This is a genomic window from Vibrio sp. 1727 (assembly GCF_033344415.1).
In the GTDB taxonomy this organism is placed as follows: domain Bacteria; phylum Pseudomonadota; class Gammaproteobacteria; order Enterobacterales; family Vibrionaceae; genus Vibrio; species Vibrio alginolyticus.
The window spans coordinates 1-17,064 of the sequence record NZ_JAWPOT010000008.1 but is presented as its reverse complement, the minus strand read 5'-3'; the positions used below and the strand labels follow the sequence as shown (position 1 = coordinate 17,064).

The following is a 17,064-nucleotide window of genomic DNA, read 5'->3' as shown; positions in this document are numbered from 1 at the left end:
TCCCTAGTTATGTAAGAGGGGGATCAAAGAGAAATTCATGACACGAGGTCATTTGGCAGTGTTGTGTTTTTTAATAAATGCAGACGAATAGCCGAGCAACTTTACTTTATCTAATGTGGCTTGCGTCAGGGAATAGTCAGTAAATGGCCCTAACAACAAGCGATAAGACTCTTTCGCACTCTCTAGGAAAGTTTCTGTATCCAATTTTTGACCAAGCTCGGTACCTAAAGTTCGTGCGCGTTCTTCATTTTTTGATGATGCCACTTGAATAACGTACCTAGGGTGCGCTTCTAATGATTTTTTGTCCGTGGGCTGATTGATACTGATCACTTCAATTTCCACGTTCGCGGTGCCTGTTTTTATGACATCTAACTTGTGCGCGGCGGCATAGCTTAAATCAATGATACGGCCATCGTGAAAAGGACCTCGGTCATTAACTCGTACTATGGTGGTTTTGCCGTTGTCAGTATTGGTAACTTTTACGTAACTTGGTAACGGTAGCGTTTTATGCGCTGCCGTCATTGAGTACATGTCATAGATTTCGCCATTAGAAGTCAAATGACCTTGGAATTTTTTCCCATACCAAGATGCGCGGCCTTTTTCTTTAAAGCCTTTCGCATTGCGAACTATTTTGTAGTCTTTGCCACGCAAGTGGTAATCTTTGTTCCCACCTAGGCTGTACGGTTCATATTTAGGATGCGCATCCTCGATGTGTTCGACTGAAAGCGGTGTATCCGGTGCAACATCGGATTCGAGTTCGTAACGGCCTTCTTGTTCTTTTTGGCTAGTTGATGAACAGCCTGCCAAAATAAGAGCAGAGAAAACTAAGGAATATAAAGCGCGTTTTTGCATGTCTAGGTCGCCTTAGAGAATGCTTTTCGGTGCGTATGAATCGACATCAGAATACCAAAACCAGCCATCAAGGTTACCATTGATGTGCCGCCATAACTGATGAGTGGCAACGGTACACCTACTACAGGTAGGATGCCACTTACCATGCCAATATTTACAAAAATATACACGAAGAAGCTGAGTACAATACTGCCTGCCATCATTCGTCCAAATGCGGTTTGCGCTTGGCTGGCGAGATATAAACCTCGTCCAATAATAAATAGATAGATGGCTAAAAGGCAAAGGAAGCCAATCATACCCCATTCTTCAGCAATTACTGCAAAGATAAAGTCAGTGTGTCGTTCTGGAAGAAATTCTAGTTGTGACTGCGTACCTTGCAACCAACCTTTGCCGGAAATACCACCGGAGCCAATCGCAATTTTACTCTGAATAATGTGGTAGCCCGCTCCTAGCGGATCAGATTCCGGGTTAAATAGAGTACGAACTCGCACTTTTTGATACTCTCGCATCAAGAAAAACCACAGAATTGGAATGAAACCACCTAATGCAATCGCAGCACCAGCGATGATTTTCCAGCTAATGCCGGCGAGGAAGATAACAAAAATACCGGAAGCGGCGATCAGGATCGAGGTACCTAAGTCAGGCTGCTTTGCAATGAGAATGGTTGGTAAGCAGACCATAATCAGTGCAACAATGAGTGTTTTTAGCGTTGGTGGAAGGGGCTGTCTACCGACATAGCGAGCCACCATTAATGGCACCGCGAGCTTCAATAGCTCTGACGGTTGAAAGCGCACAAAACCGAGGTTAAGCCAACGCTGCGCGCCTTTCGATGCTTCACCGAAAAACAGCACGCCGAAAAGCAGTATAACGCCACCAACGAACATCAAAGGTGCCAAGCTTTCGTAAGTTCGTGGAGAAAGCTGCGCAAGGACGAGCATCACAACGAGTGAAAGCACCATTCGCATGGCTTGGCGATCCATCATCAGTAAACTTTGGCCACTGGCGCTGTACATGATCACCAGGCCAAACCCCATCAGGGCCAATATGCCAAGTAGGAGTGGTAAGTCGATATGGAAGCGTTCAAACAGGGCGCGATTTTTACCTGTAGAGGGATCCATCTTCATTACTGTTTTACCTCTTTCTTCGCATTGTTTTCAGGCTCAATTTCTTCTGGACCAAGAACGACTCGGTCAAAAATTTTCCTTACTACTGGGGCACCGTTACTAGAGCCACCACCGGCATTTTCTAGTACTACAGTGACGACCACTTTAGGATCATCAAATGGTGCAAAGCCAGTAAATAACGCATGGTCACGTAAGTGCTCGGCGATCTCATCGGCGTTGTATTCTTCGTTTTCACCCAGACCGAAGACCTGTGCAGTACCTGATTTACCCGCTGTTTCATAATTCATTTTGTAGAATGAGCGGCGAGCTGTTCCGCGCGTGCCATGGTTTACCCGACGCATGCCTTCTTTCGCCATATCCCAGTACTTTTTAGGCACATTCTTGATTGGTGGGTAAGTCACGTATTCTGTCGTTTTTTGCTCTTCGAAGTCGTTACCATTTTCTATCGTCGCTTTGAGCAAGTGAGGTGCGATCACTTCTCCCTCGTTTACTAATACGGAGGTTGCTTTGGCGATTTGCATTGGTGTTGCTGTCCAATATCCTTGGCCGATACCCACAGGGATCGTATCACCTTTATACCATGGGGTTTTATGGCGAGACATTTTCCAGTCACGAGTCGGCATATTCGCCTTACTTTCTTCGTAGATATCGATGCCAGTGTAATCACCAAAGCCGAACATCATCATCCAATTCGAAATACGGTCAATACCCATGTCATAAGCGATTTGATAGTAGAAGGTATCAACAGACTCTTCGATCGACTTAATGATATCGACGCGTCCGTGCCCCCAACGCAACCAGTCACGGAATGGGCGAGTGTTGGAGTTTGGTATGCGCCAATAACCAGGATCATTTCGCGTGGTGTTAGGTGTGACGACACCTTCTTGCAGCGCGGCTACCGCCATAAATGGTTTGATGGTAGACGCAGGGGGGTAAATGCCAAGTGTAGTGCGGTTGACCAAAGGACGGTTTTTATCGTTCAGAAGGGCGCGATAGTCTTTACCTGAGATTCCGTGCACGAACGAGTTAGGATCGTAGCTAGGGCTCGAAACCATAGCCAGTACGCCGTTGTCTCTAGGATCGATTACTACAGCACTGCCTCGGCGGCCGTCCAACAATTGGTGTACGTACAACTGCAAGTTGATATCAAGGTTTAAAACGATGTCTTTTCCGGGTACAGGTGGAACGTACTTTAAGGTACGAATTACTCGGCCGCGGCTGTTTACCTCGACTTCTTGATATCCGGCTGTACCGTGTAAGAGGTCTTCGTAGTATTTTTCAATACCCAGCTTACCAATGTCGCGAGTGGCTTGATAGTTTGCGTCTTTTTCTTCTCGGATCAGGCGCTGCATGTCGCGATCATTGATTCGAGAAACATACCCAATCACGTGGGTTAAGACTTCGCTGAAAGGGTAGTAGCGCTTTAAGGTCGCACTTATTTCCACACCTGGAAAGCGGTACTGATTGACGGAGAATACTGCTACTTGTTTTTCGTTCAGTTGGGTAAGCAGTGGGACCGATTTAAATCGACGAGTCCGTTTACGCTCGTGGTGGAAACGTTCAATCTGGTCTGGTGTAATTTCCAGAATAGTTTGTAATTCTTGGATGGTTGCATCAATGTCTTTAATTTTTTCTGGGGTCAGTTCTAAGTTAAAGACGGGACGGTTCTCTGCCAGTAAAACGCCATTTCGGTCATAAATTAGACCTCGGTTAGGCGCGATAGGCACTACTTTGATGCGGTTATCGTTCGAGCGGGTTTGATAGTCTTGAAACTGGTTCACCTGAATGTTGTACATGTTGGCAACCAGAGCTCCCATCAAGACAACAATGCCGATAAAAGCAACAATAGCGCGGCTGGCAAACAGACGCGCTTCGGCTTGATAATCTCGGATTTGACTGCGGCGTTTACGAATCATTAACGCTTGGCTCTAAAGTTAAACAACGATTATTCGCGATGATAAGGGTGGTTAGCGGTGATGCTCCACGCTCGGTATAAGCTTTCTGCCATTACGATACGCACTAGAGGGTGGGGTAGCGTTAAGGCAGATAATGACCAGCTTTGGTCTGCTGCAGCTTTGCATGCAGGAGCGAGTCCTTCAGGACCGCCGATTAATATTGATACATCACGGCCATCTAATTTCCAAGCTTCTAACTGCTCAGCGAGTTGAGGAGTGTCCCATTTTTTACCTGGGATATCTAACGTGACGATACGGTTGCCTTTTGGTACCGCCGCGAGCATCGCTTCTCCTTCTTTTTGCAGGATGCGAGCGATATCGGCATTCTTACCACGCTTGCCAGCAGAGATTTCAATCAACTCCAACGGCATATCATGCGGGAAACGGCGACGATATTCTTGAAAGCCTTCCTCAACCCATTTTGGCATTTTTGTGCCAACAGCAATTAGTTGAATTTTCAAAAGATTAACCCCAGAGTTTTTCTAGCTGGTAGAGTTCGCGGTGCTCTTCTTGCATCACGTGAAGCATGGCGTCGCCCATATCTAGGACTACCCATTCACCTTCGTTTTCACCTTCCATTCCTAGTGGCTCAAGACCGGCTTTTTTCACTTCTGTTGCAACATGGTCAGCGATGGATGAAACGTGGCGTTTGGATGTACCAGTACAGATGATCATGTAATCTGTCACGCTTGATTTATCTTCCACATTTAGGACGATAATGTCTTCCGCTTTCATGTCGTCGGCTTTATCAGCTAAAAAGTCTTTCAGTTCTTCGCGAAGCACTCGGTTTTCCTCGGTTTGTCTCTTATCTCTACAGTGTTTTACATTCTTGCTTGCAAAACAGGTCGCGCACTATATCACGCTTTGATTTTTAAATTGCCAGCTTAATATCAGGAGAGCAGGTTTCTAAGCTCAACTGATGAATAGTTGGCCATACAGACTCGTCATACTGAGTTTTGGCTTTTATCTCGGCTTGAGCCAACAAGGAGAGCAATGCACAAATACGACTCGCTGATAAGCGGGTCAGTGCTGCGTTATAGAGTGGACGCTTGTTTTGCCAAACTCGATATTTCTCAAATACCTGGTTCATTCCCATTTGACTTAAGTCTTGATGCATATTTAAAAGTTGGCTCAACTCTTTTTGTACACTTCGAATCAAGATCACGGTCTCAACCCCTTCCGCCTCAAGTTGGCGAAGAATACGTTGTGCACGGTTTGCTTTACCTGCCAGTAAGGCGTCGATCCAGTTAAAGGTAGTGAAGTGGTTATGGCGACTTAGGGCTTCCTCTAAACGTATGATGGTAAGCTCACCATCCGGGTAGAGCAGGGCCAATTTCTCTAAGCTTTGTGTCAATGCAAATAGGTTACCTTCATGCCATTGAGCCAACATTTGCAGTGATTGCTGATCGGGTTTTAGTCCCAACGTGCGGCAACGTGTCTGAATGAACATCGGTAGGCGTTGAAGGTCTGGCGACAAACAGCTTACCCAGTCGCCTTTTGAGCTTAATGCTTTGAACCATTTCGCATTTTCTTGGGCTTTGGTCAGTTTGCTACCAACAATGACGAGCATGATGTCATCATGAAGCATATCACACAGTGTTTGCAGCTCTTTGCTGACGGCGGTTGTCACGCCACTCTCTGGAATTTCAAGCTCGATCAATTGACGGTTTGAGAACAGGCTCATCGCTTGGAAGCAATCGTAAACTTGATTCCAGTCGATGCTTGCGTCTACCGCAAAACGGTGTTTTTCCTCAAAACCTTGTCGAAACGCTGCCTTTTGGATTGCTTGGCGGCTCTCTTGAATCAGTAACGGCTCATTACCAAAGATTAAGTAAACTTGTTTAACGTGTTTAGTTAAATGATCCGTTAATTTATCGGCATAAATTCTCATAGTGATTAAGAGTTTGTGTTCGCTGGCTCAGAGATTTGTCCTGCTTCATATTCGGCACGAATACGGCCCAACTGGCGCATCATCTGTTTTGCAGCTTGCAAGCGCATCTCGTCTTCAATTACGTCACGTTCAACAGATTTTGCAAGTGCCGTCAACGGGTTGTCTAGGTAGTTGCGGTTTACTGTTGTCGTAAAGTTTTTAGAACCATAGCCAGGAATCGTCACACGGTATTTTACTACGTATGTCAGCTCTTTTTCTGCTGCACGGCTATTTTGATACAGAGACAGTGTACGCTCATCGATAGTCGCTTCCGTCAAATGAAGGTTGGGTACCGTCGATGATGGTTGAACAAGTTCAACTTTGTTCAGTTCGAGTTGAGAGCGAACATAGCGAGTTAATTCACTGTATTCATCGTAGCTGGAGAAAGACATAGTGTGCAGCTCTTCCGGTACGGAATACTCGCCGCGAAGGTGAAAACCACAGGCAGAAAGAAGCCCCGCTAATACCAATACCACTGGTAGTTTAATCAAAGAGAAAAAGCGCATTGATTGTATTCATCCTAAATTGAAGGGGTTATTTACCTTAAACCACTCATGTGAATGGTTTGAGGTAAATAAACAGGGTAGCGAACTACCCTGTTTAATGACTCTTGGTTAACAAATAAGTTCGCTAAACAGAGACAAATTGCAAGCTGTGATTAGTTTGCAACGATGTTCAGCAGTTTACCTGGAACGTAAATGACTTTACGAATAGTCAGGCCATCGGTGAACTTAACCACGTTTTCGTCGTTTAGACCAAGCTGTTCGATATCGTCTTTAGAGATATCCGCTGGGACTGTTAGCTTCGCACGTAGCTTACCGTTAACTTGAACAACGATAGTTTTTTCGTCTTCAACTAGCGCTTTTTCGTCAAACGTCGGCCATGCCGCGTTATCAATGTCTGTTTCACCTAGTGCTGCCCATAGCTCGTATGAGATATGCGGAGTGATAGGGTAAAGCATGACAACAATAGCTTTCAGTGCTTCGTCAAGGATTGCACGATCTTGCGCAGATTCTTGAGGCGCTTTCGCTAGTTTGTTCATCAGCTCCATGATCGCTGCGATCGCGGTGTTGAATGTTTGACGACGAGCGATATCGTCCGTCACTTTCGCGATAGTTTTGTGAACGTCGCGGCGAAGTGCTTTTTGATCACCAGAAAGCGCTGCGGTATCTACTGCTTCTGCTGCGCCTTTCGCTGTGTGCTCTTTCACTAGTTTCCAAACACGTTTTAGGAAGCGGTTCGCACCTTCTACGCCAGACTCTTGCCATTCAAGTGTCATGTCCGCTGGAGACGCGAACATCATGAATAGACGTACTGTGTCAGCGCCGTACTTGTCTACCATTTCTTGAGGGTCGATACCGTTGTTCTTAGACTTAGACATCTTGATCATGCCTGAGTGCGTTACATCACGACCTTCAGTGTCTTTAGCAGAAGTAATGCGGCCTTTACCATCACGTTCAACGGCTACATCTGTTGGAGCTACCCACTCTTTGCCGCCTTTCTCGTTCTCGAAGTAGAACGCATCAGCCAGTACCATGCCTTGACACAGTAGTTGCTTGAACGGTTCGTCAGACGTTACGTAACCCGCATCGCGCAGTAGTTTGTGGAAGAAGCGTGAGTACAGTAGGTGCATACAAGCGTGCTCGATACCACCGATGTACTGATCTACTGGCAGCCAGTAGTTTGCTTTTTCTGGGTCTAGGATGTCGTCCGCTTGTGGTGAACAGTAACGCGCGTAGTACCAAGAAGATTCCATGAACGTATCGAACGTATCTGTCTCACGTAGAGCAGGTTCGCCGTTAAAGGTTGTCTTCGCCCACTCTTTGTCTGCTTTGATTGGGCTCGTTACGCCGTCCATTACCACGTCCTCTGGAAGAATCACTGGTAGTTGGTCAGCAGGTACTGGGTGAACTTCACCGTCTTCAGTCGTTACCATTGGGATTGGTGCGCCCCAGTAACGTTGACGAGATACACCCCAGTCGCGTAGACGGAAGTTTACAGTCTTAGTGCCTTTGCCCTCTGCTTCTAGCTTCGCTGCAATTGCATCGAACGCCGCTTGGAATTCTAGGCCATCGAATTCACCTGAATCGAACAGTACACCTTTCTCTGTATATGCCGCTTCAGAGATGTCTAGCTCGCTGCCATCAGCAGGCTTGATAACTGGCACGATGTCTAGACCGTACTTCGTTGCGAACTCGTAGTCACGTTGGTCGTGTGCAGGTACAGCCATTACCGCGCCTGTACCGTAGTCCATCAGTACGAAGTTTGCTACGTATACTGGTACTTCGCAGCCGTTCAATGGATGAATAGCAGTAAGGCCAGTTGCCATACCTTTCTTCTCCATTGTCGCTAGCTCAGCTTCTGCAACCTTGTTGTTCTTACATTCGTCGATAAACGCTGCAAGCTCTGGATTGTTCTCTGCTGCAAGAGCTGCAAGAGGGTGGCCGGCTGCGATACCCACGTAAGTCACACCCATTAGCGTATCTGGACGTGTTGTGTAAACTTCTAGGTCTTGTTGACCCTTAACTTCAAACTTCAGTTCAACACCTTCAGAACGACCAATCCAGTTGCGCTGCATGGTCTTCACCATTTCAGGCCAACCTTCAAGCTTGTCTAAGTCGTCTAGTAGCTCTTGAGCGTACTCAGTGATTTTGATGAACCATTGAGGGATTTCTTTTTGCTCTACAGGCGTATCACAACGCCAGCAACAACCGTCTTCAACCTGCTCGTTTGCAAGAACAGTTTGGTCGTTAGGACACCAGTTAACAGAAGAAGTCTTTTTGTAAACTAAACCTTTCTCGTAAAGTTTAGTGAAGAACTCTTGTTCCCAGCGGTAGTACTCCGGTGTACATGTTGCGAATTCACGGTTCCAATCGTAACCAAAGCCTAGAAGCTTAAGTTGGTTCTTCATGTATTCGATGTTTTCGTAAGTCCAAGGTGCTGGCGCAGTTTTGTTTTTTACTGCTGCGTTTTCTGCAGGTAGACCGAATGCGTCCCAACCGATTGGTTGCATCACGTTTTTGCCTTGTAGGCGTTGGAAACGAGATACTACATCACCGATAGTGTAGTTGCGCACGTGACCCATGTGCAGTCGACCACTTGGGTATGGGAACATGGACAGACAGTAGAATTTTTCTTTATTTGGGTCTTCACTTACAACAAAGGTTTTGTTGTCATCCCAGTGCTTTTGAACTTTTTGTTCAATATCTTGTGGGTTGTATTGTTCTTGCATCGATGGTATCCGTTATCTTGGAATTTGTGAGTTCGGTTAGAACAGACTTAAATAGATCGTCATAGAATACCTAAAGCTAGGGATCACAACAATAGCCAATCTGTACCCATGCGCCCTTAAGTGACGCAGGTAGGAGAAAGATGGAGGTCAGTTATGCCTAAACGTAAAACAGGTTATGAGGAAATGCTCGAGGATGTGATTGAAACCTTGAAGCACAGTCCGGAAGAAGTTAACAAAGCGATTGAGACGTCGGGCAAAGTGGTGGATGCTGCTAATGACTTGACCAAAGATGAATTGGCTTTAATCAAAGCGTACCTTAAAGCAGACTTAAAAGAGTTTTCAGAGAGTTACGAGGATAGCAAAAGCGGTCCGTTTTACTTAACGATTGCGGATTCGATATGGCAAGGGCTGTTAGAGATTACAGACCGAACTAAAGTTGAGTGGGTTGAGTTGTTCGATGACTTAGAGCATCAAGGGCTATATGAAGCAGGAGAGGTGATAGGCTTAGGAACTTTAGTCTGTGATGAGTGTGGTCACAAGACAACGTATAACCACCCAACAGTAATCATTCCGTGTATTAAGTGTGGTCACAAAGGCTTTACTCGTCAGTCATTAAAGCCATAAATGGCGAGTAACGACTGTATAATGCAATGAATAAAAAAGAGGCTTAGTCGCCTCTTTTTTGTCTTTTCTACTTTCAAGCTGTTATCAGCTCTGTTTTCTTCTTAAACCGAAAGCCAGCGCTAAACTTAACCCTACCCAAATATACAATGGCCAAGTACCAACGATTCGATATGGCGTTTTCCCATCGGTTGGGGTGAGCTCTGCGCGCAGTACTGCAGTTTCAAACTGCGGAACTTGCTCAACGATTTTACCCTTGTGATCGGTTACCGCTGTTAATCCATTGTTAGTCGAGCGGATGAGCGGTTTGCCCAACTCTAAGGCACGCATACGGGCGATCTCCATATGCTGAAGAGGGCCGATAGAGTGACCAAACCATGCATCGTTTGAAAGCGTTAGAATGAAGTCTGTTTCGTCAGTCACATTTTGACGCACTTGCTCATTAAAGATGATCTCATAGCAAAGCGCTGGTGCCATGTGCATGCCATTCGCAACGATGTTTGGCTGCACAAAAGCCCCACGGCTAAACGATGACATCGGTAGGTTAAAGAATGGCGCTAATGGGCGCAAAATATCTTCAAATGGTACAAACTCACCAAACGGTAGTAGGTGATGCTTATGGTAACGTTCGCTTAAATCGAAGCTGTAGTCACCGTATGGTGTGATGCCGAGGGACAGAATACTGTTGTAGAACTGTCGATCTTCAGCTTGATTGACGACACCGGTGATGATTGCGCTGTTATTCATTTTTGCAGCGCTGTCGATATTGCTCAAAAATGAAGGCACTTCAATTTCAAAAGCGGGAATTGCTGCTTCTGGCCAAACGATAATGTCAGCGTCCCAGTTTTCACGAGTTAAGTCAGCGTATTTCATGATGGTTGGCCAGCGTTGACTTGGTAGCCACTTTAGGTTCTGGTCTACGTTACCTTGAATCAGCGCGAGCTTAGTCGTGTCTTCTGGTCGGGGGGTTACCCAATCGTAGTTGCGAATCCCAAAGCCAGTACTGAGTAGTACCGCAGGGATAATCACCATCAGCCACTGCTTATGAATCCATGCGTAGGCTAACGCCCCTGCGCTGATAAGGATAAATAGAGTAAGCAGTTCTACGCCGCCAATTGGTGCAAAGCTTGCGAGTGGAGCATCTATCTGGCTATAGCCTAGCCATAACCAAGGGAAGCCAGTCATCACCCAACCACGTAACCAATCACTGATCAGCCATAAAGCAGGTGCAGCGAGAAGTGCTTTTGTGAGCGTAAATTGAGGAAACAGCTTGTTGTTGAGCCAAGCAAATAAGCCTGAATAAACAGCCAAGTAGGCAACAAGCAAGCCCATTAAAAATAAATTGGCAATGAGCGGCATACCGCCAAAACCGGAGATACTGACGTAAACCCAGCTAACGCCAGTTGCAAATTGACCTAACCCCCAAGCATAACCAATCCATAGTGCGCGTTTCGGAGTTTGGTTAGCAAGAAGAATCAGTAGAATTGCTGGGCTAAGAATGGCAATAGGCCACAGCTGGTAAGGAGCGAAAGCGAGTGTAGTAGAGGCGCCAACAAAAGCGGCCACTAAGGGCCGCTTAAGGCGATGAAAGAGTTCATTCATCATTGTAATTTCTGAGATTCCCAATGGGTATCGCGTTACTCTTGAGTGGCTTCAACCAGGGTTTCTTCGTCTGGGATCGTCACTTGGAGTTGAATGACACGACGGTTATCGGCAGCGGTGACTTTGAAGTTGTAGCCTTCAATTTCAACCAGTTCACCACGAGAAGGTAAGTGACCAAAGGCAGTCATGACCATACCACCAACGGTATCAACTTCCTCATCGCTGAAGTTGGTTCCGAATGTCTCATTAAACTCTTCGATGGTTGTCAGCGCTCTGACAGCAAACGTATGCTTGCTCAGCTTACGAATGTCCGTCTCTTCACTTTCATCGAATTCATCTTCAATATCCCCGACGATTTCCTCAAGGATATCTTCAATGGTCACAAGACCAGAAACACCACCGAATTCATCGACAACAATGGCCATATGATAACGTTCTTCACGGAATTCTTTCAGCAGTCGATCAACGCGTTTACTTTCCGGTACCACAACCGCTGGTCGAATGACTTCTTCGATATCAAATGGATTACTGCCTGAGCCTAAGTATTTAAGTAAGTCCTTCGCTAGAAGTATGCCTTCCACATGGTCTTTATCTTCGCTGATCACAGGGTAGCGAGAGTGTTGAGCATCGGTAATCAAAGCAACCAAGGTATCAAGGTCGTGAGTACGCTCAACTGTAACCATTTGCGAACGCGGGATCATAATGTCACGCACACGCATTTCGGAGATTTCCATAACACCTTCGAGCATATCGCGAGTGTCATGGTCAATCAGGTCGTTAACTTCAGAGTCGCGGATAACATCCACAAGCTCTTGGCGATCTTTTGGTTCGCCCTGAAATAGTTGACCTAGACGTTCAAAGAAGGACTTTCTACTCGGACCTTCTGCCTTTTCTTTCTTATCTTCGTTAGAAGAGGGAGAATTATCTTCGTTCATTGTTTCTCAATTAAGTAACGCTATCAGAAGTGTGATAGCACACATAGAGAGGCGAACACGAGAGTCATTTAGGTGGTTCGCCTTTCCCTGTCGAGTGGCCAATAGCTACTCTTTTTCAGCAATGTAAGGATCTTCATAACCCATACCTTGCATGATTTCGGTTTCGAGGGACTCCATCTCTTCGGCTTCGTCATCCTCTATATGATCATAACCTAGCAGATGCAAGCTGCCATGTACAACCATATGCGCCCAATGTGCTAGCAGAGGCTTGCTCTGTTCAACCGCCTCTTTTTCAACAACTTGGCGGCAAATAATCAAATCACCAAGTAAATCTATTTCCATACCAGGAGGTGCTTCAAATGGAAACGACAACACATTAGTTGGTTTATCTTTGCCGCGATACTCATGATTGAGCGTATGACTTTCTTGTTCATCAACAATACGAATGGTGACTTCGGCTTGTGGTTGGAAGAGAGGAATGGTCTTATCTAGCCACAATTGGAAATCTTGCTGCGAAGGCAAACCTTCTTCATTTTCGACTGCCAGTTGCAGATCAAGTTCAATCGCCATGGTTATTCCTTAGTTGAAGCAACTTGTGCATTCAGTTCGGCTTTTGCTGCTTCTAGTAACTTCGCATCGCGTTCTTCACGACGGCGTTTCTCGAACTCTTTACGCTCTTTCTGGTCTTGCGCTTCCCACTTCTCGTACGCGTTAACGATACGAGCAACCACAGGGTGACGTACAACGTCGTCGGCCAAGAAGAAGTTAAAGCTGATGTCGTCAACTTCGCTTAGTACTTCAATAGCATGACGAAGACCCGATTTCGCACCACGAGGTAAGTCAATCTGCGTGACATCACCAGTGATAACCGCGCGAGAGTTAAAACCAATACGCGTTAGGAACATCTTCATCTGCTCAACAGTGGTGTTCTGACTCTCATCAAGAATGATGAAGGCGTCGTTTAGAGTACGACCACGCATGTAAGCAAGAGGGGCAACCTCAATCACGTTACGTTCAATCAGCTTCTCTACGCGCTCAAATCCCAGCATTTCAAATAGGGCGTCGTATAGCGGACGTAGGTATGGGTCGACTTTCTGGCTTAAATCACCAGGCAGGAAGCCCAATTTCTCACCAGCTTCAACCGCTGGACGAGTAAGTAGAATACGACGGATCTCTTGGCGCTCTAGTGCGTCAACAGCTGCTGCAACAGCAAGGTAGGTTTTACCTGTACCAGCCGGGCCAATACCAAAAGAAATATCATGCGTGACCATGTTAACCAAGTACTGCGCTTGGTTTGGCGTACGTGGTTTGATCACACCTTTCTTGGTTTTGACGAAGACTTCTTTACCATGCTCGATGTTAGACTCAGTATTCTGCTCAAGAACACCAGACTCTTTGATCGCTAGATGGATTTGCTCAGGCTCAATATCTGGGATCTCACCTCGTACAGGTGCGGTATCAACATATAGAGTTTTCAGGATATCCAGCGCAGCTGATGCGGTATGAGGTTTACCGACAATCGTAAAGTGGTCACTACGGTGGTTAATTTCAACGCCTAGACGACGTTCTAAATGCTTGATGTTGTCATCGAATGGGCCGCACAGGCTAGCTAGTCGGCGGTTGTCTGAAGGTTCTAGGTTAATTTCTAGAGTTACGATTTTATTGCTCAATGTTGCCTCTCATTTTTTGCCACTTAGTGAGAGCCTGATAACGACCAGGCTCTCTATGGCTATTTATACGAGCTTACGGCGTAAAAGTAGCTACACCCAGCTCATCTTCGCAACGTGTTTTCGCCATCATCTGCGTTGGGGAAATCACACTACGAAGATCCATGTCTTTTTCAGTACGTACTAGCTCACCACGCAGTGAGTTTGCAAATACGTCTACGATCTTCACATCAACGAACTGACCAATTAGGTCTGCACTACCTTCAAAGTTTACTACACGGTTGTTTTCTGTACGAGCGCGTAGTTCCATTAGGTTTTTCTTCGAAGGACCTTCAACTAGAACACGTTGTTCTGTGCCAAGCATTAAGCGAGAGTAACGCATCGCTTGAGCATTGATAGTTTGCTGTAGTTCGTAAAGGCGCTCTTTCTTCACTTGTTCTGACACATCACAAGGGTAATCCGCTGCTGGCGTACCTGGACGTGGAGAGAAAATAAAGCTGAAGCTCATGTCAAAGTCTACATCTTTGATTAGCTTCATGGTGTCTTGGAAGTCTTTGTCTGTCTCACCAGGGAAACCAACAATAAAGTCTGAACTGATTTGGATATCAGGACGAGCTTTACGCAGTTTACGGATGATCGATTTGTATTCGATAGCGGTGTGAGGGCGTTTCATCATCGTTAGGATACGGTCACTACCACTTTGCACAGGTAAGTGCAGGAAGCTCACAAGTTCTGGCGTATCTTCGTATACTGCGATGATGTCGTCTGTGAATTCTAACGGGTGGCTCGTCGTGAAACGAATACGGTCGATACCATCGATAGACGCAACCAAACGAAGCAGTTCTGCAAATGAACAGATCTCACCATCGTGCATAGGACCACGGTACGCGTTTACGTTTTGACCCAGAAGGTTTACTTCACGTACGCCTTGTTCAGCAAGTTGGGCGATTTCGAACAGTACGTCATCCATTGGACGGCTTACTTCTTCACCACGAGTGTACGGTACGACACAGTAAGTACAGTACTTAGAGCAGCCTTCCATAATAGAAACGAATGCTGTCGCACCTTCAGCGCGAGGTTCAGGTAGGCGGTCGAACTTTTCGATCTCTGGGAACGAAATGTCCATAACTGGTGCATCATCGGACTGAGATTGTTTGATCATCTCAGGTAGGCGGTGCAAAGTTTGTGGGCCAAAAATAACGTCAACGTATGGTGCACGTTCACGAATATGGTCACCTTCTTGCGTTGCTACACAACCACCTACACCGATAACTACGCCAGGTTTTTTATCTTTTAGTGTTTTCCAGCGGCCTAACTGGTGGAAAACTTTCTCTTGCGCTTTTTCACGGATCGAACAGGTGTTAAGTAGAAGTACGTCTGCTTCCTCTGGCTCTTCCGTCAGCTCGTAGCCGTTTGCAGCATTAAGCAGGTCGGCCATTTTTGATGAATCGTATTCGTTCATCTGGCAGCCCCAGGTTTTAATTAGCAGTTTCTTACTCATCTCACTTTCGCTCGTTCAGTTGTACTTAAATCGGAGAGCTATTGCTCAAATTATAGCCGCCATCACGGCGGTAAGCGGCGTATTGTACTGCTTTAAAAAGCACCTGACTAGTGATCTAGCTAATTCTCTGCAAAGCCTGATGAAATCTAGTTTTTCGCCCTATGCAGAACAAGGTTTTTTGTTAAACAATTTTGTAAAAATAGCCATGGAAAGTACAATAAAAAACGCCAATTAATCAGCACGATGAAGAGTGAAAAATGAACAAGTATGACATCGCCGTGATCGGTGGCGGTATGGTTGGGGCAGCCGTCGCTGTTGGATTTGCCAAGCAGGGCAGAAGTGTTGTCTTGGTTGAAGGTGCAAAACCCAAAGCTTTTGATGCCGCTCAGGCGATGGATATTCGCGTATCTGCGATTTCGCACCAGTCGGTGGAGTTACTTGATTCACTCGGCGCATGGTCAGAAATTAAAAGTATGCGAGTTTGCCCTTATCGGCGTTTAGAAACTTGGGAGCACCCGGAGTGCCGTACTCGTTTTCACTCTGATGAACTGTCATTGGAGCAGCTCGGTTATATCGTTGAAAACCGCCTAATCCAATTAGGTCTTTGGCAAGTCTTCTCTCAGTATGACAATCTAACCGTGATGTGTCCCGAGCGATTAAAAGACATTGAGTTTGCAGATGTAAACCTTGTGACACTAGAAAGTGGGGCGCAGTTGGAAGCTAACTGGGTAATTGGTGCTGATGGTGCAAACTCTAAAGTTCGTCAATTGGCTGGAATTGGTGTGACTGCGTGGGATTACCGACAACACTGCATGTTGATTAACGTGAAAACAGAATTGCCACAGCAAGATATCACTTGGCAACAATTTACTCCTTCAGGCCCGCGTTCATTTTTACCTTTGTGCTCTTTGACTAATGAAGACGGTCAAGAAATAGGCCAAGGTTCGTTGGTTTGGTATGACTCGCCTAAACGCATTAAACAACTGTGTGCGATAGGTAAACCTCAACTGAGGGAAGAAATCTTACGTCATTTCCCTGCTGAATTGGGCGATATTGAAGTTTTACAGTTTGGCTCATTCCCACTCACTCGTCGTCATGCGCAAAGCTACTCAAGCAAAAATTGCGTGTTAGTGGGTGACTCTGCTCATACGATCAATCCGCTTGCAGGGCAAGGGGTAAACTTAGGCTTCAAAGATGTAGACGTTCTCCTTTCGGTAACAGAACACCAAGAAAAGCTGGAAGATACCTTACTCGCGAAATACGAACGCGCACGTCGACCTGACAACTTACTCATGCAGACGGGCATGGACTTTTTCTATAAAGGTTTTAGCAATGATCTTGGGCCATTGAAGTTCGTACGTAATGCTGCATTGAAGCTTGCTGAAAACTCAGGGCCAATTAAGGCTCAAGTACTGAAATACGCGTTAGGTATGTAGTAAGCTACTCAAATCACAGATAGAAAAAAAGCGAGCCATGAGCTCGCTTTTTTAATTCGGCAAATCTAATGATTTCCCGAGTCCAGAACCAAAAAAAAGAAAAAACCCAGCAAAGTCATGCTGGGTTTTCCGATAATGGTGCGGAAGGAGAGACTTGAACTCTCACACCTTGCGGCGCCAGAACCTAAATCTGGTGCGTCTACCAATTC

Annotated in this window: 15 protein-coding genes; 2 read left to right on the top strand and 13 right to left on the bottom strand. The window is 45.9% G+C overall.

Annotated elements, in window-relative coordinates; genetic code table 11:
- Positions 1–48 precede the first annotated feature (48 nt).
- From R8O10_RS09600 to leuS, 8 genes are all read right to left on the bottom strand, one after another.
- On the bottom strand, positions 49–852 hold the full coding sequence (locus R8O10_RS09600) for a septal ring lytic transglycosylase RlpA family protein (RefSeq protein ID WP_017635670.1): 804 nt from the start codon (positions 850–852) through the stop codon (positions 49–51).
- A 2-nt stretch (positions 853–854) separates the two neighbouring features.
- Entirely contained in the window at positions 855–1,976 is a 1,122-nt protein-coding gene (rodA, locus tag R8O10_RS09595; RefSeq protein ID WP_005373004.1) for a rod shape-determining protein RodA, read from the bottom strand.
- Positions 1,976–3,892, bottom strand: coding sequence for a penicillin-binding protein 2 (gene mrdA, locus R8O10_RS09590; RefSeq protein ID WP_042521231.1), 1,917 nt, complete (start codon positions 3,890–3,892; stop codon positions 1,976–1,978). The genes rodA and mrdA overlap by 1 nt, the downstream gene beginning before the upstream one ends.
- Before the next feature lie 29 nt (positions 3,893–3,921).
- Positions 3,922–4,392, bottom strand: a complete 471-nt coding sequence (rlmH, locus tag R8O10_RS09585; RefSeq protein ID WP_017821762.1) for a 23S rRNA (pseudouridine(1915)-N(3))-methyltransferase RlmH — start codon at positions 4,390–4,392, stop codon at positions 3,922–3,924.
- Between the two features lie 4 nt (positions 4,393–4,396).
- Complete coding sequence (rsfS, locus tag R8O10_RS09580) at positions 4,397–4,714, bottom strand: ribosome silencing factor (protein ID WP_005373015.1); 318 nt, start codon at positions 4,712–4,714, stop codon at positions 4,397–4,399.
- 88 nt (positions 4,715–4,802) lie between these two features.
- Positions 4,803–5,822 (bottom strand): DNA polymerase III subunit delta, encoded by a 1,020-nt coding sequence (holA, locus tag R8O10_RS09575; protein WP_318191338.1) that lies wholly within the window; start codon positions 5,820–5,822, stop codon positions 4,803–4,805.
- 5 nt (positions 5,823–5,827) lie between these two features.
- Positions 5,828–6,367, bottom strand: coding sequence for an LPS assembly lipoprotein LptE (lptE, locus tag R8O10_RS09570; protein WP_005373019.1), 540 nt, complete (start codon positions 6,365–6,367; stop codon positions 5,828–5,830).
- Positions 6,368–6,519: 152 nt separating this feature from the next.
- A complete protein-coding gene (gene leuS, locus R8O10_RS09565) occupies positions 6,520–9,093 on the bottom strand; it encodes a leucine--tRNA ligase (protein WP_054730409.1) in 2,574 nt (857 codons plus the stop codon).
- A 153-nt stretch (positions 9,094–9,246) separates the two neighbouring features.
- Here leuS and R8O10_RS09560 point away from each other — a divergent pair, with 153 nt between their 5' ends.
- On the top strand, positions 9,247–9,717 hold the full coding sequence (locus tag R8O10_RS09560) for a zinc ribbon-containing protein (RefSeq protein WP_005373024.1): 471 nt from the start codon (positions 9,247–9,249) through the stop codon (positions 9,715–9,717).
- An 84-nt stretch (positions 9,718–9,801) separates the two neighbouring features.
- Here R8O10_RS09560 and lnt read toward each other — a convergent pair whose 3' ends face one another.
- From lnt to miaB, 5 genes are all read right to left on the bottom strand, one after another.
- Positions 9,802–11,319, bottom strand: a complete 1,518-nt coding sequence (lnt, locus tag R8O10_RS09555) for an apolipoprotein N-acyltransferase (RefSeq protein ID WP_005384119.1) — start codon at positions 11,317–11,319, stop codon at positions 9,802–9,804.
- Positions 11,320–11,351: 32 nt separating this feature from the next.
- Positions 11,352–12,251 carry a CNNM family magnesium/cobalt transport protein CorC gene (gene corC, locus R8O10_RS09550; protein ID WP_005384118.1) on the bottom strand — a complete coding sequence of 300 codons (900 nt, stop codon included), beginning with the start codon at positions 12,249–12,251 and terminating at the stop codon, positions 11,352–11,354.
- Positions 12,252–12,356: 105 nt separating this feature from the next.
- Positions 12,357–12,821: an rRNA maturation RNase YbeY gene (ybeY, locus tag R8O10_RS09545; RefSeq protein WP_005373030.1), complete on the bottom strand. Its 465-nt coding sequence runs from the start codon at positions 12,819–12,821 to the stop codon at positions 12,357–12,359.
- Positions 12,822–12,823: 2 nt separating this feature from the next.
- Positions 12,824–13,921: a PhoH family protein gene (locus R8O10_RS09540; protein ID WP_005373033.1), complete on the bottom strand. Its 1,098-nt coding sequence runs from the start codon at positions 13,919–13,921 to the stop codon at positions 12,824–12,826.
- A 73-nt stretch (positions 13,922–13,994) separates the two neighbouring features.
- The gene (gene miaB, locus R8O10_RS09535; RefSeq protein ID WP_318191337.1) at positions 13,995–15,419 is read right to left on the bottom strand and encodes a tRNA (N6-isopentenyl adenosine(37)-C2)-methylthiotransferase MiaB; all 1,425 of its coding nucleotides are present in this window, start codon (positions 15,417–15,419) and stop codon (positions 13,995–13,997) included.
- A gap of 257 nt (positions 15,420–15,676) precedes the next feature.
- On the opposite strand from miaB, the gene R8O10_RS09530 reads away from it, so the two are divergent.
- Positions 15,677–16,855 carry a 2-octaprenyl-3-methyl-6-methoxy-1,4-benzoquinol hydroxylase gene (locus tag R8O10_RS09530; protein ID WP_318191336.1) on the top strand — a complete coding sequence of 393 codons (1,179 nt, stop codon included), beginning with the start codon at positions 15,677–15,679 and terminating at the stop codon, positions 16,853–16,855.
- Positions 16,856–17,064: the final 209 nt, after the last annotated feature.